General features: G+C 69.6%; 24 protein-coding genes. 6 read left to right on the top strand and 18 right to left on the bottom strand.

The genetic code is table 11. The features are described 5' to 3' along the window. Positions 1–258 precede the first annotated feature (258 nt). The 7 genes from LAJ19_RS14915 to LAJ19_RS14885 form a co-directional block, all read right to left on the bottom strand. Positions 259–576 carry a hypothetical protein gene (locus tag LAJ19_RS14915; protein ID WP_225523307.1) on the bottom strand — a complete coding sequence of 106 codons (318 nt, stop codon included), beginning with the start codon at positions 574–576 and terminating at the stop codon, positions 259–261. Then, positions 573–1,112: a hypothetical protein gene (locus LAJ19_RS14910; protein ID WP_225523306.1), complete on the bottom strand. Its 540-nt coding sequence runs from the start codon at positions 1,110–1,112 to the stop codon at positions 573–575. Before LAJ19_RS14910 ends, LAJ19_RS14915 begins: the two co-directional genes overlap by 4 nt. After that, the gene (locus LAJ19_RS14905) at positions 1,075–1,686 is read right to left on the bottom strand and encodes a hypothetical protein (protein WP_225523305.1); all 612 of its coding nucleotides are present in this window, start codon (positions 1,684–1,686) and stop codon (positions 1,075–1,077) included. The genes LAJ19_RS14910 and LAJ19_RS14905 overlap by 38 nt, the downstream gene beginning before the upstream one ends. Before the next feature lie 127 nt (positions 1,687–1,813). After that, positions 1,814–3,067, bottom strand: coding sequence for a vWA domain-containing protein (locus LAJ19_RS14900; RefSeq protein ID WP_225523304.1), 1,254 nt, complete (start codon positions 3,065–3,067; stop codon positions 1,814–1,816). Next, positions 3,064–3,678: a MerR family transcriptional regulator gene (locus tag LAJ19_RS14895; RefSeq protein ID WP_225523303.1), complete on the bottom strand. Its 615-nt coding sequence runs from the start codon at positions 3,676–3,678 to the stop codon at positions 3,064–3,066. The genes LAJ19_RS14900 and LAJ19_RS14895 overlap by 4 nt, the downstream gene beginning before the upstream one ends. Positions 3,679–3,782: 104 nt before the next feature. Next, complete coding sequence (locus tag LAJ19_RS14890; RefSeq protein WP_225523302.1) at positions 3,783–4,208, bottom strand: hypothetical protein; 426 nt, start codon at positions 4,206–4,208, stop codon at positions 3,783–3,785. Positions 4,209–4,301: 93 nt separating this feature from the next. Next, positions 4,302–4,562, bottom strand: coding sequence for a hypothetical protein (locus LAJ19_RS14885; RefSeq protein ID WP_225523301.1), 261 nt, complete (start codon positions 4,560–4,562; stop codon positions 4,302–4,304). A 331-nt stretch (positions 4,563–4,893) separates the two neighbouring features. Between LAJ19_RS14885 and LAJ19_RS14880 the strand changes: the two genes are divergently transcribed. Further along, the gene (locus tag LAJ19_RS14880) at positions 4,894–5,058 is read left to right on the top strand and encodes a hypothetical protein (protein WP_225523300.1); all 165 of its coding nucleotides are present in this window, start codon (positions 4,894–4,896) and stop codon (positions 5,056–5,058) included. Between the two features lie 136 nt (positions 5,059–5,194). On the opposite strand, the gene LAJ19_RS14875 is transcribed toward LAJ19_RS14880, so the two are convergent. From LAJ19_RS14875 to LAJ19_RS14865, 3 genes are all read right to left on the bottom strand, one after another. Beyond that, positions 5,195–5,716, bottom strand: a complete 522-nt coding sequence (locus LAJ19_RS14875; RefSeq protein WP_225523299.1) for a hypothetical protein — start codon at positions 5,714–5,716, stop codon at positions 5,195–5,197. Between the two features lie 20 nt (positions 5,717–5,736). Then, positions 5,737–5,958, bottom strand: coding sequence for a hypothetical protein (locus LAJ19_RS14870; protein WP_225523298.1), 222 nt, complete (start codon positions 5,956–5,958; stop codon positions 5,737–5,739). Positions 5,959–6,794: 836 nt separating this feature from the next. Beyond that, complete coding sequence (locus tag LAJ19_RS14865; RefSeq protein WP_225523297.1) at positions 6,795–7,625, bottom strand: alpha/beta hydrolase; 831 nt, start codon at positions 7,623–7,625, stop codon at positions 6,795–6,797. 232 nt (positions 7,626–7,857) lie between these two features. Here LAJ19_RS14865 and LAJ19_RS14860 point away from each other — a divergent pair, with 232 nt between their 5' ends. After that, entirely contained in the window at positions 7,858–8,670 is an 813-nt protein-coding gene (locus LAJ19_RS14860; RefSeq protein WP_225523296.1) for a ParA family protein, read from the top strand. Next, on the top strand, positions 8,663–9,559 hold the full coding sequence (locus tag LAJ19_RS21710) for a ParB/RepB/Spo0J family partition protein (RefSeq protein ID WP_255639854.1): 897 nt from the start codon (positions 8,663–8,665) through the stop codon (positions 9,557–9,559). The genes LAJ19_RS14860 and LAJ19_RS21710 overlap by 8 nt, the downstream gene beginning before the upstream one ends. Before the next feature lie 235 nt (positions 9,560–9,794). On the opposite strand, the gene LAJ19_RS14850 is transcribed toward LAJ19_RS21710, so the two are convergent. The 3 genes from LAJ19_RS14850 to LAJ19_RS14840 all read right to left on the bottom strand — a co-directional run bounded on the left by LAJ19_RS14850 (position 9,795) and on the right by LAJ19_RS14840 (position 12,964). Then, positions 9,795–10,241, bottom strand: a complete 447-nt coding sequence (locus LAJ19_RS14850; protein ID WP_225523295.1) for a hypothetical protein — start codon at positions 10,239–10,241, stop codon at positions 9,795–9,797. Positions 10,242–10,790: 549 nt separating this feature from the next. Beyond that, positions 10,791–11,306 (bottom strand): DinB family protein, encoded by a 516-nt coding sequence (locus LAJ19_RS14845; protein WP_225523294.1) that lies wholly within the window; start codon positions 11,304–11,306, stop codon positions 10,791–10,793. Positions 11,307–11,560: 254 nt separating this feature from the next. Next, the gene (locus LAJ19_RS14840) at positions 11,561–12,964 is read right to left on the bottom strand and encodes a replication initiator protein A (protein WP_225523293.1); all 1,404 of its coding nucleotides are present in this window, start codon (positions 12,962–12,964) and stop codon (positions 11,561–11,563) included. 1,148 nt (positions 12,965–14,112) lie between these two features. Between LAJ19_RS14840 and LAJ19_RS14835 the strand changes: the two genes are divergently transcribed. Then, positions 14,113–16,140: a hypothetical protein gene (locus LAJ19_RS14835; protein WP_225523292.1), complete on the top strand. Its 2,028-nt coding sequence runs from the start codon at positions 14,113–14,115 to the stop codon at positions 16,138–16,140. Positions 16,141–16,552: 412 nt separating this feature from the next. Here the strand turns inward: LAJ19_RS14835 and LAJ19_RS14830 are convergent, their stop codons facing one another. After that, complete coding sequence (locus tag LAJ19_RS14830) at positions 16,553–18,754, bottom strand: plasmid pRiA4b ORF-3 family protein (protein ID WP_225523291.1); 2,202 nt, start codon at positions 18,752–18,754, stop codon at positions 16,553–16,555. A gap of 365 nt (positions 18,755–19,119) precedes the next feature. Here LAJ19_RS14830 and LAJ19_RS14825 point away from each other — a divergent pair, with 365 nt between their 5' ends. Next, on the top strand, positions 19,120–20,118 hold the full coding sequence (locus tag LAJ19_RS14825) for a helix-turn-helix transcriptional regulator (RefSeq protein WP_225523290.1): 999 nt from the start codon (positions 19,120–19,122) through the stop codon (positions 20,116–20,118). Positions 20,119–20,125: 7 nt separating this feature from the next. Here the strand turns inward: LAJ19_RS14825 and LAJ19_RS14820 are convergent, their stop codons facing one another. The 4 genes from LAJ19_RS14820 to LAJ19_RS14805 form a co-directional block, all read right to left on the bottom strand. After that, positions 20,126–21,802, bottom strand: a complete 1,677-nt coding sequence (locus LAJ19_RS14820) for a tetratricopeptide repeat protein (RefSeq protein ID WP_225523289.1) — start codon at positions 21,800–21,802, stop codon at positions 20,126–20,128. 775 nt (positions 21,803–22,577) lie between these two features. Next, positions 22,578–23,645, bottom strand: coding sequence for a GGDEF domain-containing protein (locus tag LAJ19_RS14815; protein WP_225523288.1), 1,068 nt, complete (start codon positions 23,643–23,645; stop codon positions 22,578–22,580). A 413-nt stretch (positions 23,646–24,058) separates the two neighbouring features. Continuing rightward, positions 24,059–24,670: a hypothetical protein gene (locus LAJ19_RS14810; RefSeq protein ID WP_225523287.1), complete on the bottom strand. Its 612-nt coding sequence runs from the start codon at positions 24,668–24,670 to the stop codon at positions 24,059–24,061. Next, entirely contained in the window at positions 24,667–25,107 is a 441-nt protein-coding gene (locus LAJ19_RS14805) for a right-handed parallel beta-helix repeat-containing protein (RefSeq protein WP_225523286.1), read from the bottom strand. The genes LAJ19_RS14810 and LAJ19_RS14805 overlap by 4 nt, the downstream gene beginning before the upstream one ends. A 311-nt stretch (positions 25,108–25,418) precedes the next feature. On the opposite strand from LAJ19_RS14805, the gene LAJ19_RS14800 reads away from it, so the two are divergent. Continuing rightward, positions 25,419–26,081: a hypothetical protein gene (locus LAJ19_RS14800; protein WP_225523285.1), complete on the top strand. Its 663-nt coding sequence runs from the start codon at positions 25,419–25,421 to the stop codon at positions 26,079–26,081. The last annotated feature ends 18 nt before the right edge of the window (positions 26,082–26,099 follow it).

Raw genomic sequence — 26,099 nt, 5'->3', positions numbered from 1 at the left:
GGAATGCACCTTTGCTGGCTGTCTTCATCGCCTGTGACCAGGTCAATGAACATATGGGGGCTGTTGGGTGACTGTGCCATTCCTGCCACCGGGGCGCTGCTCAGGCGGCGCTGACCGTAAGGCAGTATGTCAGCTTCACCGTTGACTTCAGCCTGCAGTTCCTGGGCGAATCGTCTCTGGACTGGGCGCCCCGCCTGACCTGCCCGACAGTGCTGACTGAAGGGAGAAGGCTCTCCACTACCCTCAATCTGGACAGGGTCATCGAAAGAGCAGATGCAGGCACGATTCCAGTGTCGTGTTCTCCCTTGTATCGTCCAGGCAGCTTTGCAGGCTGTCCCAGTAGTCGAGCATGACAGTGTCATAAAGCAACAGGTCACGCCCGGTCACGCCGTCGTTCCCGAAATACCACACGCGTTTCTCCTTCTCGGCGGCCGTGGCCACAAGCAGCTCTGCCGGGCTCACGTCCTGAATGGGACGCCCACAGTGCGCCACTTGGCGCACGGCAGACTGAAAGGCCGAGCGGAAAAGGCCGGTGGAGTTGCCAAGGGCGTCCAGTTGACGTTCGCTGTTCTTCACTCTCCCTGAAGCACTGACGAGCAGTCTGCGTCATTCCGCACGGGCGGTGGCGGTGTGCCACCCGGGCCTGCACCGTCGTCCGTGCGCTGGCCGTCAAGGGTGATCGACCCGCCGTCCACGCCGAACCGGGCGATCACCTCGGGCGCCGGTGGACTGCCGCTGTCCAGCAGGTCACCGGGGAGGTCGCCGCCGCGCACGTCACCGGGCGCCGGCTCCTCCTGCGGCGCGCTGGTCCGCGCGCTCACCCGCTCGCCACGCAGGTCAAGGTACGCCTCGCGCAGTCCAGGCACCTCGCGCGGCGCGCGCCACACCAGGGTGCCTTCGAGCAGCCCGTCGGCGGCCAGGCGGATCACCGCGGCCTGGAACATCAGGGCCAGGGCGCTGCCGAGCTGCAGTTCGCGCGGCAGGGGGCGGCGGTCCCGGCCGACCGTACCTTTCTTGAGGCGCAGCAGTTCCTTGAACGCCGCGATCGCGAGGGACTCCGCGGCGTTCAGTGCCTCAAGGCTGAGGTCCTGCGCGTCGGTGTACACGAACACACCGCCGGCCGCGCCGCCTTTCTGATGCTGACGCCAGCGGGGCCTGCACCTCGTCGGTCTGCCCGACGTCACTGTGGTTGGGGTACCGCACGAGGTACAGGCCAGGCTGGCCGTCAAGGCGGGCGAGGTCCGCCGCGCCAGGCGTGAGCGGCGTCCAGCGGACGTCCGGCAGGTGCGTGCCGCGCGCCACCAGCCGGGGGTCTTCTCCCGGCGCCGCTGCCGGACGCAGCGCGTCCCGGGCGACCGCCCGGATCTCCCCATGGGTGTGCCCGGCCGTGAAACGCCAGTTCGTGCCCGGCACCACCGGCACGTGCTGCCCGCGCCCGACCTTCTCGTAGTGCGCCGGCAGCAGCGGGTCACGCTGCGGGGAGCCCAGGCTGCGCTTCTGAAGCAGCGTGATGGGCGCGCCTTTGTGCAGCGCCCCGAGCCCCATCTCCGCGCGGGCCACGTTGATCTGCGTGACGATCTCCTGCCAGGTGAACGCGCGGCCGTCGGCAGCGTACGCCCAGGTCAGGTGCCGCAGCGCGGCCGTCAGGTCGGGGTGGTCCGTGAAGATGCTCGGGGATGCAGTCATGGGGCTCCTGGGCAGCGGGAACGTCTGTCCCCGGCCGGCGCCCGCAGCGCGCGCCGGTCAGAGGCAGACGCAGGAAGGTCAAGGGCGTGGGCGGGCCGGACCGCATGGTCCCGCCGGGAACCCGCAGTTACTCGCGGCGTTTGCTGCGTGAGGCGGCGTGCGCCTGGCTGACGGCACGCTTGCGGGACAGCGCGGTGTTCCCGGCGTTCAGCGCCTCCTCGAGCAGGGTCACGTCCTCTATCTGCGCGGAGAGCGCCGCGGCAGGCATCGGCGCGGCCATGGCGACCAGCCGGGCGTTCCCGAAGTGCTGCCGGGCCAGGTCGTGATCCCCGCGGTCGATGGCCTGCACCGCCTCGCGCTTGAGCCGCGCCGTGTCGAGCAGCGCCTGCGCTTCCAGGACCGCCGGGTCCTCCGGCAGGGCCTGCAGGTCGCCCTCACTCAGGACCGGCAGGTCGAGCTGCGTGCGGACGCGGTGACGCTGGCCGTCCAGGCCCTGCCAGGCCAGCCGCACCCGGGTGACGCCGACCGTGTCACCGGGTCGGCGGGTCAGGCGGGGCACGTGCAGCCGCACGACAACGTCCAGCGGCTGGCCGTCCACGAGGTTCGGGAGTTGCAGGCGCCCGAAGCTGTTACGCTCGAACGGATTGAGGACCTCACCGACCGTCACGCCGAACTCCGGGTTGGGCTCCAGGCCCAGGCTGACGACGCGGCCGGTCGTGCGGGTCAGGCCCTGCAGCTCCTCCTCGAAGAAGGTCGGCAGGCGCGCGGCGTCCTCGACATGCTCGAAGTTCCCGTCTCCGGCGTTGGCCACCGCGAGCAGCAGTTCCTCGTCGTAGTGCTCGCCCAGGCCGATGGCGCTAGTGCTGACGCCGCGCTGCGTGAGGCCCCGGACGTGCGTGGCGATCGCCTGGGTGTCGGTCACGCCGGCGTTGACCTGCCCGTCACTGAGCACCACGACGCGGTTCAGGGCCCGCGGAGTGAGGTGGGTCGCGACCTGCGTGGCCCCTTCGAGCCAGCCGCCGTGCAGGTTCGTCGAGCCCCGGGCGTCGATGGTGCGGATCGCGCGGATGATCGCCTCGCCGTCACCGACGAGCTGGCTGGGCACCACGACGTCGACGTGATCATCGAACGCCACGACGCTCAGGCGGTCGGTGGGCCGGGCCTGACGCACGGCGGCGACGGCCGCCTCGCGGGCCATGTGCAGGGGACGCCCGCCCATGGAGCCGCTGCGGTCGATCACGAGCGCGATGTTCAGGTCCGGGCGGGCCGCCTGGGCAGCGACCGGGGCGGGGTGAATGCGGATCAGGAGAGTCAGCGTGGTGGTCTGCTCGGCGTGCAGGGCGGGACGCAGCGGGCGAACTTCAATGCGGGGTGCGGTCATCGGGGCCTCCTGAGGCGGTCGAGGGCGTCGAGGAATGTCTGGGCGAGGTGGTCCTGTTCCAGGCGGCTTTTCGGCAGCCGGGCGTCGGTGCGGACGAGCAGCTCGATGCCGGGCGCGAGGGTGAGGCGCGTCAGGCGTTCCGCAGCGGGCGTAGAGGGCGCGGCAGGGAAGGCGGCGGCGGGCGGGACGGCGCCCGGAAGGGAGGCCGGGCTCAGGGAAGGGGCACTCAGGGTCCGGAGGTAGTCGAGGGCCGGGTTGCTGGGCTGCACGTCCAGCTGACGCTCACCGGTGAGCAGGGCTTCGAGTTCCGGGTCGGCGTGGCCCTGCAGGGTGCCGCGCAGGGCGGCGGCGCCGTGACCATCGGCCATCAGGCGGCGCAGGGTGAGCAGCTGCAGCAGGTGGCGGCGGGTGTAGCGGGCCTCGCGGCCCTGCCGGAGGGGTTCGTCAAGCAGGCGTTCGGTGGTGTAGTGGCGGACCAGGCGGGCGTTGACGCCGTCTTTGGAGCGGCCGGTCCTGTCGTCGGGCAGGATGACCGGAAGCAGCTGGTTGGCGGCTTCGACAAGGGCGTCAAGGTTGCCCGACCAGTCGGGGGGAAGGAACTGCGCTGACATGACACAGAATAGTTGCAACAATCCTAGTTGTCAATATTCCCTCCGAGTTGTCACTGTCGCTGGCATTCACTGCTGACCTCTGGGGGACACACTCAGTTCTCGAGCTAGGCGCGCATCTGCCGGCGGAACTCCCCCACCAGGGCCTGCAGACCGCCCAGATGCCGGAACAGCACCGCGCGCCACGCGTCGTCCGAGGGCAGATAACACGTCACGTCCGCTGCGACCGAATCCGCCAGCACCAGGATCCGGCCGACCTTCATCCGGCCCTGCACGTACGCGGCCGCTTCATGCGCCCTGGCCCGCTCCGCGGCGTCATCCAGGGTCCAGAACGGCAGGTACATCAGGTTCAGGAAACTCGGGTCGCCGTGCCCGACCAGCACGCCGTACGTGCTGCCCTCAAACTTGAACAGCACGTCCCCGTCCTCATCAATGAACGGACGGAACCCCTCCACCGTCAGAAACTCCAAGACCTCCTGCACGTACGAGGGCGCGCCGTGGGCCGCAGCGTCAGCGGGCAGCAGTTCGTTCATGGCTCTCCCCTGCGGGGACCGGCCCCGCGGCACTCAGGTCAGTGGCTTCAAACGGGACCCAGCGGCGCGCACGGCCCTGGCGGCACGGCGCCCTCACGCCAGGCACCACAGATCCTCCGGCGGCCCGGCCAGGTCGTACTGCAGGCGGTACACCGTGACCAGCACGCGGTCCTGAACGACAAACCGCATCACCCCGAGGGTGTAGAGCCGCGCCTTGCCGGCGCACATCCTCATAAATTTCGCCCGGCGCAGCAGCCGGCCGAGCCGGCGGGCGGCGGCCGCCCAGCTGAGGTTGCCGGCGAAGCGCTCTTGAAAGCGGGAGATGGCGTGTCCGGTTAGTGTCACGTGGGTCATCGCTGTTCCTCCTGCTTCCAGTCTGTCCCGGACATGCGACATCCACTGACGCGCCGCGCGGCCCCGCGCGACGTCAGCGGATGACAAGGACCGGATGCCGCCCACCAGAGCGCACGTGCGGGTTCGGAGTCTGCTGTGCTGCTCCGGAAACCGGCCGCCGCCTTGATGAGGCACCGGAAGACAAGTGCCCTCAGCCTGACGCGCCCTTTTCCCTGCCCCGGAGCGTCCCTGCCCCCTACACCCGCGCCCACCGCCGCACCACCGTCCCCTCGGCGCAGCTCTCCTCTGCGCTCTCCTGGGCCTGGCCGGTGTGCTCAGCCCAGGGCAGACCATGTGCCTCAGTCTCGCCGCCCTCAGCGTTCTGTGCCGCTACCGGCCGCACGGGACGTTCACCGTGACCTGCGCCACCACGGCCAGTCAGGTGGCGGTGCAGGCCGGCGCAGCCACCGGCGGCACCCGCGCCTCACACCCGGCCGCCTGCAGCGGCGCGGATTGATCCGCCGGTCCCCGCACGCCCAGAGCAGCCCGGTCAGGCCTTGGGTCACTCTCCCCCAGATGCTCCGCTGCTCTTAACGTTAAGAGCAGGCGCTCCGGATGACCGCGTCGGCGTGAGGCAAGAAGGAAAGGTCGCCTCACAGACTGCGCTGAGCCCACAGGCCGGAAGCGGCGGCCACCGGTGAGAGCCCCAGGCCGACCCTGAACCCTGTGCGTTCACCGGCGCCGGCTGAGTAGCGTGCGGCGGCCCGGCGCCAGGCGCCCCTGAGCTTGCGCCCGAGGTAGTCGTCGGCCAGCGCCAGCACCGTGGCGTTGGGCTGCGCCTGGGGCCGGACGTGCAGCACCGCCGCCACCACGGCCGCGTCCCGCCACGCGGGATGACGCAGGGCCAGCACAAAGCTGGCCAGAGCCGGACTGCGGCTGATGCCGGCAAAGCAGTGCACGTGCACAGCCCGCCCCTCCCCCGCCTCCACCAGGAAACGCTCCACCTGCGTCAGGTGCCACGGCTGCGGCGGCTCGTCGAGGACGTCCCCGTCCGTATCATGAAACACCAGGCTCAGACAAGGCCCGCTGTGACCGGACAGCGGCTCCGGGACCGCGTCCCCGGGGTCACGCAGACTGATGACCGCCACGCCGTCACCCAGCGCGGGGAAATCCATGACTCCACTGATACTGAGCGTCACCGCAGGTGATGGCGGAAATGCCGGTAGCTGACGCCTGTCGCGTCGCTGAGGGCCTGAAAGTCAACGGCCGCGCCGCGCAGGTCACCCATAAACCGGCGCAGCAGCCCTTCATCCACGGCGGCGCTCTCCGGCGCCGGCGCATGCGCCTCACCGTAGTGCGACGCGATCCAGCCGACCCCCTGCGTGTAGGTCATCCAGGTCTGGCCTGTTCGGGACATCTTTGTCTTCTCCTCTCTGGTCCTGGGCCGCGGCGAACGAACGCCTCACGGGGGTCCGTGCAACTGCTGAGCGAAGTGGGCCAGGGTCTTTTCGGTCGCAAGAAGCTCTGCCTGCGCGCGCGTCAGCGCCTCCCGCAGAAGCCGGCTCTCCACCGTGGGCCTCAGGGCAAGCGGCGCTCCCGCGCTCAACACGCGCGGTACCGGAGGGACCTGCCTTTGTCCCGGGGCAAAGGCTCCCCTGCCCACACACCCGGCGCGCCTCCCCGCTCACTCGCCCATTCACTTTCCAACGCCGCACCGGGAGCCCGCTGTTCAGTATCCCGCACGGCCCAGTGTTTCGTTGAACGAAAAGTCAGGCACCGAGAGCTGTTCTGTCTTCAGCGAGGGCAAGGGGCGCTGAGCGCCCCGGTTCAGGTCACGCCCGGCCATCAGCGCTTCAAGCGTCTCAAACGGCGTAGCGTGCTCACAACCTCACAAGGCGGCCCTGCGCGCCTCACAGGTGCCAGAACCGTAAGTCCGGCGCTGGCCTCCACTGTGTCTCTGGGTCTCCACCTGGTCCGGGTCACGGGGCGCGGCGCGCACGGCACACCCAGGCCACACCGAAACGGTCGGTCCGGACGCCGGAACGCCGGCATGGTCTGACCGTCATCAAGGCCGTCCGCACGAATGGACGACAGAACAGGCCACGCTTCCAGCCAGTCATTCCGTGATTCGATGCGCAACACTGACTTCTGGTCGTCTCTACGGGGAAGGCCCCGGACGCTGGCCCACACAGGTGGCCGGGACTGGCTTGCACGCGCTGCCCGCCAGATGTTCTGATCTGAGGCGTATGACGCTCAGAGGCTGGCGGGGCGTCCTCCTGGCTCAGGCCGGCCCAACTGCGTTCCGAAAAAGCGGCTCAGATGCCGCTGCATGACTGCCGGATGCGTCATGTTGATCTCGTGCCCGCCCGCCAGCAGATCAAGTTCGCTTGAGCCGCCCGCTTTGAGGAGCCTCTGATGCATCTGTTGCGACTGCCCGGCGGGCACCACCTCATCCTGCCGCCCGTGAACGAAGGCAAACGCCGGTGCGTTAGCTGACACGTAAGTGATCGGGCTGGCCGCCACCGCCTGTGCAGGAACCGCCGAGAGCGGCTGCCCAAACAGTGGAAAGGGCCCGGCCTCGTGGCGCCACGACGGATCGGTCAGGTGCATGGGCCCGCAGACACTGCCGACCGCCTGAACGCTGGACTCTTCGCCTGCCCAGCCCCCGTCCAATCCTTCGAACGCCTCGGTGCCGGCCGTCACGCCCAGGAGCCCTGCGAGGTGAGCGCCCGCGCTGACGCCCCACACGCCGATACTCCCGGGATCGATGTTGAGGTCCCTCGCGTGTGCCCTGAGCCACCACACCGCTGTCTTCACATCGTGAATCTGCGCCGGGAACAGCGCCTCTCCGGCCAGGCGGTCGTCCACACTGACCGTGACATACCCCTCGCGGGCAAGGAACACATTATCGACTGCCCATTTGCTGAACATCACCCAGGCGCCGCCGTGCAGGTGAATGATGGCCGGCACCGGAGAATCCGGCCGCGTTCTGGACTGCAGCAGGTCCAGCGCCAGGCCGTGGCGGCTGAAGGGAAGATCCAGGCGCAGTTCCAGATCGTCCGGTGGGAAGTTGTCCGGGGACATGGGCGGAGCATAGAGCGGCTCTTCGCCGGCCGTCCGGTTGCCTCAGCGCAGCACCCGGGCGGCGGGGCGCTGAAGCTGCGTCGAAGTCCTGCTGGCCACCGGGTGGCCCGCCCGGACCGCCGTGCGCGCCTGAGCACCACAGACGGTGAACCGGCCCGCCCTCACCGGCGTCCGGGCTGGGGGGGTGGACCGCGCGGCCGGACGGACCGCGCAGGCTGTAGCATGGCAGGACATGAAGGTGATCACGTTCTTCAACCATGCCGGCGGCGTGGGCAAATCCAGCAGCGCACGTGACATCGGGTTCACGCTCGGGCGGCGAGGCTTCCGGGTTCTGCTGATCGACGCCGACCCGCAGGCCAATCTCACCGACTGGCTGGGGGTCCGCCAGCTGAACGCGCCCGGCGGCACGCTCCGTGAGATCGAACTCGAGGACACCCTCTACCCGGCCGTGATTGCCGAAGACGACGCTGACCTCGCCCTGCCTGCGCCGGTGGCCGTGCACGGCGTTCACCTCATTCCCGGTCACCTGGACGTCGCCACGATCGAACCGATGCTGCCCGGTCAACTGATGGGCGTGCTGCGCCTGAAAGAAGCGCTTCAGCCGCTTGCCGGCCAGTACGACTTCGTGCTGATCGACCCGCCGCCCAGCCTCGGGCAGCTCAGTGCCCTGGCCGTCATGGCGGCGCAGTACGTGGTCGTGCCTGCGCCCGCCAGCGGCAAAGGCCTCAAGGGGCTGTCGACGGTCGTGCAGATGCTGGGCCGCTTCCGCAAAGCGAACCCCGGACTGAAAATGGCCATGATCCTGATCACGCAGTACAACGACACCACCAACCACAGCCGCGAGAGTCTGGCGCAGCTGCGCGCACAGTTCGGTCACCTCGCCCCGATCAGCACGCCGCTGACGTACCGGCCGGCGCTGTACCCGGATTCGCAGCTGCACGGTGAGCCGCTGCCGGAATTCGCCCGGCGCAGCCCCGCCGCGCAGGAGATCGAAACAGTGACCTCCCAGCTGCTTGAAGCCCTGGGGGTGCCTGCCCGTGTCTAAAGCCACCAAACGGAGCCGCGCCGACGCCTTCGGGTCCCTGCTGGGTTCCGTCAGCGCCGCGGTCTCCCCTGCCGACGCGAACGCCGTTCCTATCGACCGCATCACGGTGCGCCCGGGTCAGCCCCGCCGCTTTTTCGACGAGGCCAGCCTGGCGTCCCTGGCGCAGAGCATCCAGGCGCAGGGGGTGCTGCAGCCGGTGCTGCTGCGCCCCGCTGGGGACCGCTATGAACTCATCGCGGGGGAGCGCCGCCTGCGGGCCGCGAAGCTCGCCGGCCTGACGGAGATTCCGGCCACAGTCCGGGACGTGCCGGACACCGACGCCGACCTCATGGCAGCGCTCGAGAACCTGCAGCGTGAGGACCTCAACCCCCTTGATGAGGTGGAGGCGACCCTGACCATCATCGCGCGGGACCTCGGCGTCACCGAAGCTGAAGTTATTCCCCTGCTGCATGCCCAGCGCCGCACACCGGACCCGGCTGTGGTGGCGCAGCTCGACCAGGTGTTCTCACGGGTCGGCCGGGGATCCTGGCGGTCCTTTGCGACGAACAAGGCCGGGGTGCTGCGCTTCGCCCCGGAACTCCTGACCCTGATGCGCCAGGGACACCTGGAGTACACCCGCGCCGCGGCGCTGTCACGGGTCAAGGACGAGAGGCGGCGGGCGGAGCTGCTGCGCCGGACCCTCGAGGAGAACCTGAGCGTCCGGGACATCACGCTGGCGAGCCGGACTGCGCCTGCGCCCGAGAGCCCTGTGGCCCAGGTGCGGCGACTGCTCGACGACCGGCGCGTGGCGCAACTGGGACAGCGCGAGCGTGCCCGGGCCGAAAAGCTGCTCAAAGAGCTCGCGACTCTTCTCGGCAGCGGTGTTGAGCCAAAAGAGTCCCGCTCTTAACGTTAAGAGTACCGCAGCTGTCTGTCTGCTCTTAACGTTAAGAGCGACGCAGCTGTCTGCCTGATGGCCCGCTTGGCTTACCGGTAGTCAGGGCACGGGCCGGTGGTCCGCGCCCACCTCCATCAGGCAGGTGGGGCCCTCAGCAGGCGCCACAGCGCCCACTTCCCAGCAAAGGCGGCCCCGACCCGGTCAACAGGCTCTGTCCATCGGACCAGTGGCCGGACAGTCGCGTCCGTCACGGCGCATGGCACGGTATGTGGACTTCAGGTCGAAAGAACATCCGAATCTGGCGCTGGCCCAGCCGCGGCGTTGACTGCCCCATCATGACTGACTGTTCACTCCTCGGCGCCTGCCACTTGCTCTGACGCGTCTGACCCAACCGGCCATCACCCACCTTGTGACGGCCTGACGACGAACCTGTCTCCTGCTGCGCACCAGTGGCCTCAACGGCCTGGCGGAGTGGCGCGGGCCACTGCGCCTGCGCGCCGGTCAACTGACGACGCAAACGCACGTCGATGAACGGCAGACCGTAGCGCCCCGCCTCAGCAGCCAGCGCCGTGAGGTTGTGATTTCCGGTCTCCGCGAGCGTCACGGACACCCCCGCCCATTCCCCTCGCGCGGTTTGGGCAACCGTTGTGCCATCAGCGGAATGATCCTCAAAGCCATACTCGAGGAGGGTCACTCCGTCAGGGTCTGCCTGAACGGCGGTGATGCGCGTGTCTCGCCCCCACAGGGCATAAGGAGGAACGCGGAGGCGTACGCGCCCCCCGGGTTCCTCCCCATCGACATCCACTTTGTCGACCGGCTCACACGAGGTCTCCGGCATCCTGGGAACCTCATGCTTCCTGGCACTCCCCAGAGGAGACTCATACGCCCGGGGCGCCGCAGGGAGTCGAAGGCGTCCGGAATCAGGAATGACAGACCTCAACGCCCGCGCCGACCTTCAGCCGCTCCTAGGCTCAGCAGATAAGGCCAGTGGGGCGTGTGACCGCGCGGCACAAACCGGTTCCAGGCGTCCCAGTCGGGAGCATCCATAAAAAGGGCACCGTCCCTCGTCACAGAATAGAGGGTCCCACAGCTGTGTGCGGCGGTGTGGGCAGAGGCGGAATGACGCCGAGCCTTGACGTCCGCTTCACGGGGGCCCCGCCCCCGTGAAGCCTGGGTTGGGAACCAGTCTGTCTGGACGGGGAAACCTCGCTTCGGTTTCTGGCACACGTCCCTAAGCGGCCTGTCAGCGCTGCTTCGCCGGTGAACAGGCCCTTCGCTCCGGTGATCCGGCCTGCGCGTCGTCAACCGGTGTGCGGTGGCGCCCACAAAAACGGCTAGCGTATCTCCCTCTGGGACCGTGACGATACGGCGGCACCAGATCCGTCTCGGTGTCATCCGGCACGGAGGACCCCACGGCGCGTCCACACGCCAGCATCTGCCCTTTGTGATGGAACTCATGCGTCATCTGGGCGATCAGCACCCAGCGTTGCGTCACGACAGTCCGTCGACCGCTGGGCCTGATCACTTCGAACGGTTGATCCAGCCGGCCGAAGGCCTGAAAGACAAGCTCGTCCACCTCGGAGAACAAGCCGCGCATGGCCGCCACGTCCGTCACTTGCAGGGTCTTCGGGCGCTCCAGTGCGGTGGCCGCTTCAGCCCGCGTGGCGTGCGTCGTCATGGCTGTGGGCAGGTGCTCAGCCAGTTGGTGTTCGTACGGCCCGGTCCCGAGGCCGTATCGGCCGACCCACCACTGGTCCATGCTGGCCACGTGCGCGTGGCTGGGGCTCGAACCATGTCCCGCTGGCGTCTCAGAGGGTGATCTGCCAGACGCGGCTTTCTTCCCTGAAGGCTCAATTCCACAAACTGGACGGGTGACCTCCCGTGGAAACTCCACAAACTGGACGGGTGGCCGTCCGGGAAACTCCACAAACTGGACGGGTGGAGCCGGTGACCGGCTGTGGCCTGGGTTCCCCCCAACGATCTGGTGACCGCCCGACTGGAGGGCCGCGGTGGTCAGTCGGCGTCCAGGGCCTGGCTCAGCTGCGTGATGAAGTCCTGAATGGTCAGGCCCGCCATAGCGCGGTTGGCGTCCCGCAGGATGCTTTCTGCCGACAACCGGCCCGACAGGCAACGCTGCTCCAGGCTTTTCCAGCGGGCGGCGCCCAGGGGTTTGCCCAGAAGCAGTTTCAGCGATGAGCGGCTCGCCTCCCACTGCTCAGCGGGTGTCAGCAGAAGCGCGCGCGCCTTTTGCGCCTCAAAGGCCTCCTGAGCCTCCGCTTCCACATGACTGGACTCACGGCGCGAAGGGGTCGCCTCCAGGGCCTTCACGGCCGTCCTGTGAGCCGGAGCGGCATACTTGCCGCTTTCATCCTGCAGGATGTCCCAGGCGTACGCGCCCCGGCCCTTGCGGAAGGTCGTCGTGGCCGCCAGGATCTGCTCGGCCAGCTGAATCCGTTCGCGGGCCCGGTCGGTCGGCAGTTTGCGGACGTAGTGCCGGGCCTGCGCATTCGGGACGTCCATGTTCGCGATTCTGCCCACGAGTTCGAGCTGCTCAGCGCTCAGCGGATAGTCGGGCCGCTGCGGATTGAACACGTACCGCACCTGCTGGCCAGCGCCGCGGCCGACGAACTCCACATCCTTGAGAAATTCACTGGCAATCAGCTCCTGGTGAATCGGGATGATGGTGCGCCGGATACTGTCCGGGCGCAGGTTGGTCAATCGCAGCAGTTTGCCGAGCTCCACCACGCCGAACTCCAGAACGCCGCTACGTGAGGCCTGCGGATCGCTGAACCACAGCGTATCGAGCAGACGGAACAGCATGCGGCTCTGACTCCCGGGCAGTTTCAGCATGAACTCGAAATCGAACGTGCGTACCCGCGGCGAATGCAGCGACGAGGCGACCTGCTGGTCAAGCGTGATCCGCAGCTGCGTACCCGACCCGAAGGGCTGCAGGTTGAGACTCGAGACGTTGTTCTGGATCTCCTCGATGCGTTCGATGAAGCGGAAGGTCACGCGCCGCGCGCTTCCTCCAGGTTGATCCAGCCACCCGGAAATCTTGTACATGGTGCCGGACAGCCGGGTGAGGCTGTCGTGCAGGATGCGGTAGTTCTGGCTGCTGTCACTGCGCCCCAGCCGCTTGAGCAGGGTGTACGCCGTGCACTGCACGCTGTTGTCGGCCGGTTTTCCTGCCTCGAGGTACAGGTTGGTCAGCAGCACCATCACGTCACTGTCCGACCCGTGTGGAAAGCCGTAGGCGTTGCCGAGGCATTCCACGTTCATCGACCGGCCGGCAATCACGAAACTGTGCCGCCAGCTGTTCTCACCGGGTTTCAGGCGGGTCAGACACGAGATCAGAGACGCTTCCGCCAGATTCAGGTCATCGAACGTGGATTTGAGAACCAGTTCGGTGGCGGTCATGAGTTGATCGTAACACAGCAAAACCGCGTATCTGAAGAAGATTTCTTTGTTCAAAGACAAAAGAAAAAATAATAAAAACATATAGAAGATCTTCTTCAGGGCGCCGGTGCATACCGCGCTGCCACAGGCTCTTTCAGGCCGAACCCCACAAACTGGACGGGTGAACCTCCACAAACTGGACGGGTGAGCAGGGGAGGGTATTCCACAAACTGGACGGTACAGTCCTGTCTATACTCCACAAACTGGACGGGCATGTTCCCACAAACTGGACGGGTGAAAACGCGTCATTCTCCACAAACTGGACGGGTGGCCGCTCCGCCCGTTTCCCACAAACTGGACGGGTGAAAACGCGTCATTCTCCACAAACTGGACGGGTGAGCGGCCGATCTTTTCCACAAACTGGACGGGTGGGACCTTCCCCTGCCATCGCCCCGGCTCAAACGCTTTCCAGGCGCGCTGCGGGCACACTGGCCGGACAGCCCTTCAAGTCAGGCCGCTCGGGCGCTTGCGTAGAGCACACCACCCCTCGGATGGGCGCGGGACGGGACCTGGCCGTCCTGCCTGGCGCCGGAGGCGCCCCGGGCGGTGCCGAAAACGTGCGGTGGAAGCGACTTCACCGCGCCGCCGGGACAGACCGGTGCTCACCCGCGCTCACCAGGAGGGGTGTCCTGTCACCTGGGCGTTTCTGTGGGGTGGGGGAGACCCGGAGCACGGTGACCGGGCAACCGCCTGATGGGCCGGGACGCCCGGCGTGGCGGCTGACGCTGTCCTCACTGGGTCAGGCTCACGTCGTGTTCCAGCCGCTGCTTTCAGGCCACCTCCACCAGAGCGCGGTGCAGAGTTCTCAGGTCCGCACTGGGGCAGATCCGCATGGCCTTGACGCGGCGTGTTGTCACTGTGCGGACCCGGCGGGAGGGCCCATCAGCTCATGACTTGCCGCCTGGCGTCGCCTGATGGACTCCGCACCCTGCACAGGTTCTGCTCTTAACGTTAAGAGCAGCGCGAACCAGCGGCGAAGCAGCCCCCGCGCCCCGCCACTCTGCTGACCCTCCATATGCCGTTCATGCGCTGGTTCTGTCCGCCGTTCCAACTATGGGCGCCGCTGGCCGAGAGGCAAAGCAGCACCCCGCCCGGGCCATACTGAGGGTATGGCCCGACTCCGCATGCCCGACGGCCGTCTCCTGCCGGGCCCCGCCTCCACCCTGTGGATTCAGCCGGGAGCGTGGGACGTGGACGCGCGCGATCCGCCCGGCGGCGTCACCGCTCATCCGGCGTTGCTGCTGCCCTACCTGCGCGCGCTTGAAACGCTGCTCGACCAGCAGATGGACCGGGCCGAGCACGACGAGTCCCTGGAGGTCCGGCAGCAGGAACAGGTGATCCAGAGTGTGCTGCTCGGGCAGGCGCTCGCCGTCGGCCTCGACGCCTACGCCGCGCAGCCGGACGCCCCGCTCCTCGAACTCATCGGGGACCTCGCGGCCACCCTGGACCTGCTCAGTCCTCTTGGCGAGGGGGTGATGCGGCGCGTCACCACCATCCAGACCGCGAGCGGCGGCGCCCTGCCGAACGTGCCGCTCCTGCCGGAGGAGTTCGCGCAGGCCGTAGCCATGGTCCTGGACACCGCCGCGCAGGTGAACCGTCCGGCGGGCGCCCAGGCGGCGCAGCGCCTGACCTGGGCCGGGTACCGGACGCCCCCGCTGCGCAAGGACCCCCTCGATCCCAGCCGCGCCGCCCTGACCCCGCCCGCAACCCTGGACCCGGCGCGCTTCGCGCAGGCGCAGGCCCTGCGCGCGCTGGCCATGACCAGCGACGAAGCCGGGCGGAACGCGGCGCTGCTGCTGCTGCACGTCACCGGCCGCGACCGGCTGCAGAACGCTCCGCTGATCAGCGTTCTCGACACGGCGCAGGTCCTGCTGCTGAGCTGGGCGCAGTCGCTGCGCGACGCCGGGGAAGACCAGACCGCGGCAGACGCCCTGCGCGGCTGGCACGCCCAACTGCACCGGGCGCTGGGTTCACCCACCCTGCCGCTCGCCCAGCGCTTCCGGCGCGGCGCGACCGGGCACCTCGGCGGTCACGTGCGCGCGGCCCGGCGCCTGCTGCGCGCGCTGCGGCACGACCGACTGCGCGCACCCACCGCCGCCGAGCAGCGCCACCTCGAGTCGCTCTGGCAGGCGCTTGACGCCCTGGACCGGGACCTTGCGGCCGGCGTCACACCCGAGCAGGACGAAACCCTCCAGGTCCGGCTGATCCTGCTGAGCCTCCAGGGGCTGACCAGCACCTTCCGCGCGCCTGGCATGAACCTCCCGCCCATGGTGCAGCTCGCCGCGCAGGTCAGTGGGGTCGATCCCCTGTGGGCGTGGGACGCGACACAGCCCAGAGGCAACGTCAGTCACGACCTGCGCGGCGAACTCGACACTGTGTTGCGCAGCCTGCTGCTGCTGGAACTCCGGGACACGGCGGCCTGGACCACCTGGCAGGCCAGGGCCGGGGCGCTCATCACCCGCGCCGCCGGACACCTCCTTGCCACCGTCCGCCGGGCGGGACTGCGCCTGCCGGAGCAACGCGTTCTCGAACGGTACTTTGCCCAGTTCGGACCGCTCCGCGCGCTGCCCCTTACCAACGGGGCATTCAGGCAGCTGAACGACGAGTGCCTGGAGGCGCTCACCGAAGCGGAGCGTCTGCTCGGCGAGGAGCCGCCGGCCCCGGACGGGCCACCCAGGCGGTCCGCTGACCCTCCTGCCCAACCCCCCTCTGTTCCGCCGGTCCCCGCTGCCCCGGCGCTGCCAGGCTTGCAGAACGAACCGGCGCATGTCCTTGCTGCGCGGGCGAGGCTTCAGGGTCAGCGGGTGGTGCTGCTCGGTAGCGTCCGCAGTGCGGAACACCACGCGTCGCTCGTGCGCGCCCTGGCGCTGCGCGAACTCGACTGGATCAGCAGCGCCGCGTACGCCCACGGCACGCACGCCCAGGCGCACGTCACGGCGGACACCGCCCTCGTGATTCTGGCGATCCGGTGGATGGGTCACGCGCACTCTGCCCTGCGTGACGTGGCCCGCGCCAAGAATGTGCCGTTCGTGATGCACCCGGGCGGCTTCTCACCGAGCAGCGTGGCGTGGCAGGTGATGCAGCAGGTCAGCCACCAGCTTGACGCCCGTCATCAGGAGGGGAAACGTGACAGTTGAGGCTGCCCTGACGCCGGTGACGCAGGTCTGGCGCACCGGTGGGTCCACCCGGGCGTCACGGCCAGGGGGGCCGGACCATGGCCGCCGTGACCAGCCGCTGCACTGCCCGGCAGTCGGGTGACGTCCAGGCGCCGCCCGTGGGGCCGCCGGGGGCTCTCGCCTGCCGGTGATCGCCTGGGTGGCCCGCCGTGTCTGCCTGGGCTTCACCTGCCTACGTGGGTTCCCAGGGCGAGGGTGGGGTCTGACGGGTGACCGCCCGTCCGGGCAGGTGGCGCAGCGCCGCTCTTGAATCCGGCGCTCTGGAGGGTCCCGCTGGTCCCGCCTGCGCCCCGGTTCGAGGGGTCCAGTGCCGCCAGACCGGATTCCCCTCCGATTTTGCCTGCTTCATCAGTCGCGCCGGGCCGCACCGGGCTCAGGCCTGACCCTCTTCCGGGTCAACCGGCCGCAACGCCACGGTGAGGCCGTCCACCTCCGCCGGGCGGGTCCTGACCTCAATGGTGGCGAGTCCACCGTCGACCAGTGGCCCCAGGGCCGTGAGGTGGGCCAGGGTGAGTGCTGGGCTGCTGGGGCGGCTCTCCCAGACGCGCACATGCAGGTCCCCAAAGATGCCGCCGTCCTCCAGAACCTGGGCAGCGGACTCCAGGTGAGAGGGGAGGTACACGTGTCGGCCTGGTGCGGCCGGTTGCTCCAGCAGACGTCGGGCCTGGGCAAGGGCCGTTCTCACCAGCATCTCTGGCGGTCCGGTCAGGACGGCGACCCCGTCATCCGTGAAGGGGCCGACGCTGCTCCTCACCTGCAGTTCGATGCTGCCTCTGCGGTCTTGCGCGCTGAGTTCATCACGTGGATCCGCGGGATACTTCACGCGGATTCCGCCGAGGTCAGCGTTCAGGGACGTCACGGCGCGTGAGCTGCGTTCCGCACGCGCCGACAGAATGTTCAGCACGGCGGTGAGGGGCCGCAGCGCACAGGTGGGCCGCTCGGTGCCCGTCTGGCCAACCCGGGCCAGCGCCGGGCCAGCTTTGGCGCGGGCCGGCAGTCCAGCTGCCCGGAGCCGCTCCCAGTCGTCCGGGTGCACCTCGTCCCGCCGGCTCAAGGTCAGACTTTCGAGGCCCCCGGTGGCCAGCAGCACCAGTTCAGGGTTGAAACTGTTCAGGAGATGCTTGTTGTAGGTCAGCCAGTCAGGATAGAGGGCCAGACCGTGCACCTCACCCAGGTCGCCCAGCACGGTGGCGTACAGCTGGCTGCCCGTGCCGTCCGGGTTGGTCCAGCTTGCCCGCAGCGGCTTGTCTGGCGCGAAGGTCTGCCAGGGCTTTGCCTTCATGAAGCGCGCGAAGGTCTCCACCAGATCCCGGACATCCTGGTCAGGCACGTCCTGGAGAAACGCCTGCGGACGCTGGCTGTCGACCAGGGCCCGCATCTCGGCGCTGACTTCTGCGCTCAGGCGGGCGAGCAGGGCCTTGAACTCAGGATCGTCCCGCCGCTCGACCCTGATGCCCAGTGCGGCCAGCGCGGTGTGCAGCGAGAAGGCCAGCGCCGCGTCCAGGGTGAAGATCTGACCGGGCCGCTGCGGCTCAAGGCCAGCTGCCTCAGGGGCCAGCATCGTTCCGAGCACGATTTCCTGCACGACCTGCGCCGTGATCTCGCCCGTGACCTCGCTTGTCATGATCTGCCCGCTCGCAGCGTCCACCACCAGGACCACAGCCGAGAGGCCCTCGGCTGTGGGCAGCACGTCCGGCAGCTCCTGAACGGCGACCATCCAGACGGTGTTCGCCTGCAGCGGCAGGGTCTGGACATAGGCCAGCACCTCCTGATCAAGGTCCTCGTCCAGGAGGCTCAGGGTCTCCAGGCGGGTGACGTCCTGACCTGGACCGCGGGTCGGCCGCGTCGCGTGGGCAGGGTCCGGCTTGCCGGTCAGTCCGGGTGACGCAGGTGGCCCGTGTTCGTCGCTTCGGCCTTCATACCCGCAGACCCCCATGCGCGGGGAGTTGACGACCGGTAGCTGCTCGTCGCGGGTTCTCCGGCCGTGGACGCCGCAGTACAGCAGCGGGCCGCCGGTGGCTGCGTCCGCTTCCCCGGTGTGAACCCACCGGGCTGGTTTTCCGCACCGAGTGCACGTCAGGACCGGTGGCAGGTTCCGCGCGAGCACCTTGACCTTGTCGGCCGCGTTCCCGCTCACGGATTCGTAGGCCTGGACCTGAACGGTCAGGGTGGTGCTGCTGCCGAAATCGTAGGTATAGCCGAACCTGTCACCAGGCTGCAGGCCAAGTCCGGCCAGCGGAGGCTGCCTGGTCCGTCTGGACGCTGGGCCTGCTTCCCAGTCATGGCCGAACTGCGGACCGATGGTGAAACTGCTGAGGTGACCGCAGCACTCCAGCCAGATGTCGCGCAGGAAGCGGTCGAGGTCGTCCAGGGTCGCCCCGGGCAGCATTTCAACGTCCAGCCAGTACGCCGGAAGATCAGCGCCACTGACGCGCAGGCGCCAGACGTCATGGGTCGGTCCGTCCGCCGCCTGCCTCAAGGCGCACCCGGCCTGGTGCTTCGTCATGCTGGCTTTGGTGCCGACATAGCCGCAGGCGCGGCACATCCCCCGGGACGGCTGACGGGAAGTGGTCATCCCGGGAGTGTAAAGCCACCTGGGCGCGGCCCGGGAGGGGCGCACCGTTGCGGGGGACCGGGGGTTTCTCTGAGGGCCCTGCGGGGAGGCAGTGGCGACTGCGCCGTGCCCAGTGAACCCACCCGCGAGCCGCTCTTTTCTCGTCTGCGAGTGGCGACCAGGGGACCGGCGCCGTCCTCCTGTCGGCGCTGGCGACCGGCCGCGGCCGGTGCGGGCGCCGCCTGTTCCGGTTGGTGTGCCCTGGGCTGAACCTTGTCGGCCGTGTGGCAGATTCCTTGATATATCAACTTCAGATGACTGGCCTGACGCGTCTTTTTTCATAGTTGAGCGTCAGTGTGTTGTCAGCTGTTCCGTACGTTCGGCGCATGACCGCCTATGCAGAGCACGACGCGCCCGAAGCCCCCCGCAGCTGGCACAAAGCCCAGCGGCTCACGGCGCTGCTTGCCGAGCTGCAGGCCCGCCCGCAGTCCACCGCCGAACTCGCCCGCTCGTTCGGCGTGGGCCAGCGCAGCGTGCAGCGGGACCTTGAGGCCCTGCGCGCCATGGGGCACTTCGTCCAGGAGGACACGCCCGGGCTGTACTTCATTCCGCGCAACGGCACCCTGCTGCGGCCCGCCGAGGTGCTCGCCGCGTACACCGCGCTGCGCCTGGCGCACCACCATTCCCCGGCGCTCGGCGGGCACGACCGCCGCGCCCTGCACACCCTGTCGCTCGCGCTGCCCGAGCGCGTGCGGCACACCTTGAACGCCAGCATCCGTTCCGGCGGGCAGGGGGTGTTCACCGACCGGCAGATGGAACTTGTCGCCGCCGCGTGGCTTGACGGGCAGGTGCTGCGCTTCGATCACCGCGAGCGCAACGGGATCCTGCGCACCGGCCTGGAACTGGGCGTGTACTTCGTGGAGATCAGCCGCACGAACCTCGCGCCGTTCGTGATCGGCCTCAACCGCGCCGCCGGCACGGTCGGCACCTACAAGCTCGCCCGCATGAGCAACCTGCACCTGCTCGCTGACCGCTACGACGTCGACCCGCACTTCGACCCGCAGGCGTACCTCTCGGACGCCTGGGGCGTGATCGGCGGTGAGGACAGCGTCACCGTGACCGTCCGCTTCGACCCGGAGGCGGCCTACCGCGTCCTCGAGGGCGGCTTCCCCCAGTCGACCCTGATCCGCGGGGACGGCTTCGTGGACCTCGAGTTCCGCGCGGGCGTCGATGACGCCGGACTGCCGCGCGAACTGATGCCGTTTCTGCTCAGCTGGGGCGCCCGGGCCGAGGTGCTGTCCCCCCCGGAGGTGCGCTGCGCGTGGCTCGCCGAACTCCGCGACGCGCTCGCCCGCTTCGACCGGACGCCCCAGGTGCGCGGCTGAGCGGGCGTCAGTCGCTCAGGTCATCGTCCCCGAACAGCAGGGCCTGCTCGCGTTCCATCACCCACGGAAAGGCGTGCACGCCCCGCAGGAACGCCGGCACGGGCTCACCGGCGCGCTGAAGGTTCACCACGTCGTACGACCACGCGGCCGCCGGGTCCAGCGTGTAGCGCCCCGCCGCGTGCGTCACGCTGTCCGGCCAGCCCAGCGCGCCGCGCAGCTGCTTGACCGCGCGGGTCGCCCGCTGCGCCGCCTGCCGGCGGCCGCGGGGCTGACCGTCCCCCACGGCCGCCGCGAGGGACTCGGCGTCCAGGGTGCCGCCGGCGTCCAGCAGCGCGACGAGCGCCACGAGCGGCAGCAGCGGCAGGTTCAGCCGCCGGCCGTTGAGGTGCACCTCCCCGAACCCGGCGGCGCGCACGTCCACGCTCAGGCGTTCCGGGCGCGCCAGCGGCTCCGGCGCGTCGGCCCCCAGCAGCGCGAACAGGTCCGGCAGGGCCGTGGCCTCTTCGCGCGTCCACAGCATCCGGCGGTTCAGGGGCCGGTTCAACGCGGCCGCCTCGTCCGGGCGCCCCTGACGCCGCGCCAGTTCTGCCCGGACGATCGCCGCGCGGTCAGCGTCCTCCCCGGACAGCGGGCCGGTGCGCCCCAGCAGGTCCAGGACGCGCGCAGCGTCCACCCGAGGCAACGACACGTGCGCCGCCGCGAGATCGACATTCACCCAGGACGCGCCGCTCTCCCGGTCGGCCGGCACCGTCACGGCCGCCTGCGACAGCCACTCGATGGCCCGCAGCGGCTGACCGCGCATGCGGGCGGTGTGGCCCAGGCCGCGGCGCGCCTGCCGTTCACGCTCCGTGTGCTCCTGCCGCGCCGCGAGGGCGATCGCCTGCTGGTACAGCGCCTCAGCCCGGTCCCATTCGCCCCGCGCGCGCAGCACCGCCGCCAGCCCGGTCTGCCCATGCGGCCGGAAACGCTCACGCAGGGCGATGCACGCCTCGAAGCACGCCTGCGCGTCGTCCAGGTCCACGTGATGCAGGTGCGCGTACCCCTTGCTGCTCAGCACCCAGCCTTCGAGGTCATCGCCGCGCAGCGCGAGGGTCGCTTCCCCCAGCGCCTCCATGCCGCGCGCGTGCCCGTCGCCGTACAGCAGCAGGCTGCCGTACTCCATCAGGGTGACGCCGCGCACCCGGCCGTCACTCAGCTGCGCCGCCCGGTGGTCATCGTCCTCCCAGGCCGGGCGTCCGAGGCGCTGCCCGGCCATACCGCGCGCCCGCAGCACCAGCCCCAGGTCGAACGGCGTGAGTTCCGCTTCACGCTGCAGGGCCGCGTCCGCGCTGGCCAGGGCCTCCGCGAACCGGTCCCGCTGCGCGTGCACCCACGCGAGGCACACCTGCGCGACCGGCGCGGCGGCCGGCTCAGCGGCGTACGCGCGCGCCACGCGCTCCAGGTCCGGTTCGCCCGGGATGTTCCCCAGCAGGCGCAGGTGCAGCCGCACGGCGCCGCTCTGCGCGCGTGCCGCCGCGGGCACCTGCTCGAACCACGTCAGCAGCTGCCCGAACCTCGCGGCCTGCCGCGCGTGCGTGAACGCCTGGGTGATCGTCCGCACGGCCGCGTCCCACTGCCCGGCGTCCAGCAGCGCGGTGATGGACTCGTCCCAGGGGGCTTCGTGCTGCGAAGATCGTGGCGCCACGCGCGCATCCTAAAGCGCCGCACCCAGCGGGACTCAAGCTGTTCCTCCGCCGGTGCCAGCTCCGTCACCGGCCAGCACGGCGTGTGCGGGCGCAGCAGAAACCAGGCGGGCCGGCGCGGCCGGCGCGAATAGACCGGCAAGCAGCAGGGCAACAGCGGCAAAACGGAAAGGAATGGGCATCGACGCTCCTTTCCGGCGACAGGCATGAGGCCACCGTCCGCCGCGGAACGGGGCGGCAGGAAAGGCAGAGAAAAGAAAGTGCGGTGGGCTGCGTGAAGCCGGACGCACCGCCGCGGGCTCACGGTGAGCGTGGCCGGGGCGATGTGCCTTTCACTGTCGGCGCGCGCCCCGACAGCTCCTGACACGCGCCCGGCCGGTCTGCAGGCGGCAGCCACTGTCGCAGGGAGGCGCTGCACTGGAGGGTCACCGCCCGGCCACGGCGGCCGCACTCACCGTGAGCCCGGCAGCGGCGCAGCGTCCTGAGGCCACGGTGCCAGCGGCCAGGCCGGCGTCACGGCCGCCCACCACGCCTGACGGGTGGCCCCCAGCCCGCTCGGAGTGTTCAGGCGTGCCTCTGGGCGCGGCCACCGTGGGTGCCGCCGGCCCGCACCGGGCTCGGGTCGGCCCGGGCGCGGGAGGCGCTTCGCTCTGCGGACGCTGGTGGCGCGGCCTGCCGCTACGCAGGAGGGTCACGCCCGGCGAACCGGCCCTGCCCGCTGCACACGGGCCGCCGCGGGGCGCAGTCTCCAGGCGGCCCCGGGGTGTCGTGACCGTCTCAGCGGCTGGCGCGTTTCGCGGCGTACATCCTGGCGTCCGCGTGCCGCAGCAGCGCCATCACGTCCTGACCGTCACGGGGGTACTCGCTGGTGCCGGCGCTGGCCGAGACGGTCAGGACCGCGCCGCTCACGGTGATCGGCTCGGCCAGCAGGTCCTCCACCCGCCGCAGCACTGCCCGGACGACCGCCGGATCGGCGCTCGCAATCAGCCCGGCGAACTCGTCGCCGCTCAGGCGCGCGAACACCTCTCCGCTGCGGAACGTGGCCCGCAGCCGCTCGGCGATGCACGCGAGCACCAGGTCGCCCGTCTCGTGCCCGTACCGGTCGTTGATGGCTTTGAAGCCGTTCAGGTCGAAGAACAGCACCGTCATCGGCGCGGCTGTGGCGGCGAGGTGCGCCCTGAGGCTCTGCTCGAACGACCGCCGGTTCGGCAGGCCGGTCAGGGCGTCGGTGTGCGCGAGCTGCTCCAGGGCCCGGGCGCGTTCGGCGGTGCTCACCTGCCGCCACGCCATCTGGTGAATCAGTCCGGTGAGCAGGAAACACGCGAGGTTGGCGAAGTTCAGCTGCGCGAGCATGCTCAGCATCCGCGCGTCCGGCGCCTCGCTTCTGGTCAGGAGGTAGGCGCACGACAGCGCCGCGAGGCTGCACAGGAACCCCACGTTGACCGCCTGGCTGCGCCGCAGGTTGCTGGTCGTGAAGGTCAGCAGAAACAGCGCCGGCGTCCAGAAGAACGATTCACTCAGGTCCGCGAGCATCAGGGCGGCGGAGTGGTTGACGAACATCAGGAACGTCAGTTTCAGCAGGAAAAACGCGCTGAACCCCCACACCAGGGTGTCCGCCACCAGCGCCGTGATCGCCGGGCGGAGCAGCAGGGCGCCGTACAGGCCCAGCACGCCGCCGAGCGCCAGCGGATAGGCCACCAGATCGAACGGGGCGGCTTCTTGAGCGCGGGGTTCGAGCAGAACGGCGATCAGCGAAGCCAGCGCGGCGAGCGGCAGGATGCGGAGCAACACGGCCCGGTGGTTTGCGGTGGGCTGATGGTCAGGTGGAACGTCTCGTTCAGGCATGGGTGACCGGGGCCCTCCAGGGTCAGGGTGCGCCTTTGCCTCTGACACTTTGGTGACAACCGGTCAGTTTAATGCGGGCGTGGCCGCCGAACCCCGGGCAGCGTGCCGCCTGAAGCCAGGCGACCGCCCCGGGCGGCGGCATCAACGCGCGTGACGTCTCGATCCGTGTCCGTCAGATCCAGGTGGTCCGCGCCGCCGCTGGCCAACCTGCTCAAGCGCCCGCGTTCCTCCTGCGTTCAAACTGGCAGGGTGCGCGCAGACCGTAGTTCCGGCGTTGCCGTGGTGCGCGCTTCTCCTTCCGGGTGTGGTCACGGCGCTGCCGGCGAAGCTGCCCAAGACGGGTCCCAGCGTGTGCACGCCGGCGGGGCCGGCCCGGACGGGGCCAGGGCCTGTCCGGGCCGCGCGCCGCGGCGTCAGCGGGTGTAGGGGTGAGACGTGTCCAGGGCCGGCGCGGCCGTGGTCACCACGTTGCCGGTGGTGGTGCCGGTGGTGCCGTTCAGGAACTGCGGCACGGTCAGGCCGTACAGCGTGTTGTTCGTGACCGTCATGGGCACCTTGCCGGGATTCAGGAAGCCCAGGGCATTAGACCGGCGGTTGACCACCGTGTTGCCCGAAACCGTGACGGTCCGGCCCTCGCGCAGCAGCCCCTCCGTACCGTAGGCGATGATCGCGGAGTTCTGACTGCCCGCGCCCTGTTCGATCACGCTTCCCGTCACGGTCAGGTTGCCGCCGTTGGGCACGTCGATGCTGTAGCTCGCTGTTCCGTCGAGGTCAAACAGGCGGCTGTTCGTGATGGTGGTGCTGCGCGCTCTGCTTTTGAATTCGTGCCCCACCACGGCGCTGTGCGAATAGCTACGGTCGAACGTCAGCTGCCCGACCTCGTTGACGTACAGGTTGTGGGTCTGCCCCGGGTCGCCCAGGCCGTTGTGTGCGAACTCCGTGCGGGTGATGCGGATGCTGCCCAGCGGGGCGCTGGCCGCCAGCAGCCCGTTTTCGTTGTCGTGCAGGTAGCTGTCCTCGATCACGAGGTTGCCCCCTGGTAGCGCACGCCGGCGCCGTTGCGGTCGGCGACCTTCGCGCCGGTCAGTTCCAGGCCGCGCAGAGTGACATCCGTATTCGTGGTGATGATCGCCTTGCCGTTCGGGGGCGCCACGGTCGCCACCAGGCGCGCCAGGCCGCTGGCGCTTTCGATGGTGATCCGGGTGTTCACTTCGAAAAAGTCGTTGGTGTACGTGCCCGGATCCACCCGGACCGTGTCCCCGTCCCGGGCGGCGGCAACCGCCGCGCGGACGGTCAGGTAGGCCTTGCCGGGCCCAACCGTCAGAATCCGGCCGGTGGGCAGCGCGACCACCGGCGGGCTGTCCGTGCCGCCGCCGGACGGCGGGGGTGAGGCGGGGTGCGAACAGGCCGCGAGCAGAAGGGTCAGGGCGAGCAGGGAGACGGAAGGAAAGATGGTACGCATCGGACACTCCTTGGGACGTGCAAAGCGCACGTGCACAACGCAGCCAGGTCGCGGCCCTCGCCGCGGGCGGGGACGGCCCGCCCTCCCGGCAGGGATACGGTACATCAACGCGGCCGCGGGTCACAGATACCGGAAAGCAAGAATGAAGGCCGGGGTCAACGCCGCGGTGCCCGCCGGGATGTCCTCACGCGGCACAGGTGCCGCGCCCACGCGGAAACGGACCCGGTACGATGGGCCGTGTCCCCCTGGAACGTTCGTGTGCGCGCCGCTCTCCTTCGTCTCCGGTTCCCGTCCGTCCCGCGCGGAGGGCCATGCTGAGCCTGGATCCGGTTCTTCAGGGCGTCAGGCTCCTTGAGATTGCCTTCGCCACGGTGCCGCGCGCACCGCTGTGGACCGCGCAGCTCGAGGCCGGCCGCGAGGTGCCGGCCGGAACAGTTCTGGAGCCCGGGGAGGTCGTGGAACTGGAACTCGAGACGGAGGACCGTCAGCCGGTCTGGTGGACGGGCCGGCCGACCGGGACCCGCACCGCCAATCTGTTCCGGTACGGCCCGCACCGCCTGCGGCTGAGCTGTGAGCGCGGGCACCCGGCTGCCCTGCGCGCCGCGGAGCGGTTTCTCAACGCGTCATGGCTGCAGGGCAACGCTGATGATCCCGGGCTGCTGCGCGCGCTCGCGCAGCTGGCGCCCGGTGAGGGGGTGAATCTGAGGGACGAAGGGCACGCGGTGCGCCAGGAGGCCACGGTGAGGGTCTCGCCCGGCGAAAGCGCTGTTCTGCCGGCGCCGGTGCAAGCGGTTATCGCGTGGACGGACTGGGAGGAGGTGCTGCAGCTGAACCTGCTGTTCCTGGAGGCGCGGGCGGCGATGGAACGGCGCCTGCGCGCGGCGCAGCGTGACGCGGACTTCCCCGGTGACGCGGACCTGCCCCGGTACCGGGCGGACCTGGGGTTCGTCGGCACCCGGCGCTGGCTGGACTGAGCGGCGACGCCGCGCGGG

This window comes from Deinococcus taeanensis (assembly GCF_020229735.1).
Taxonomy (GTDB): Bacteria; Deinococcota; Deinococci; order Deinococcales; family Deinococcaceae; genus Deinococcus; species Deinococcus taeanensis.
Note: the sequence above shows the minus strand (reverse complement) of the source record. Positions and strands in the feature narration are given on the sequence as shown.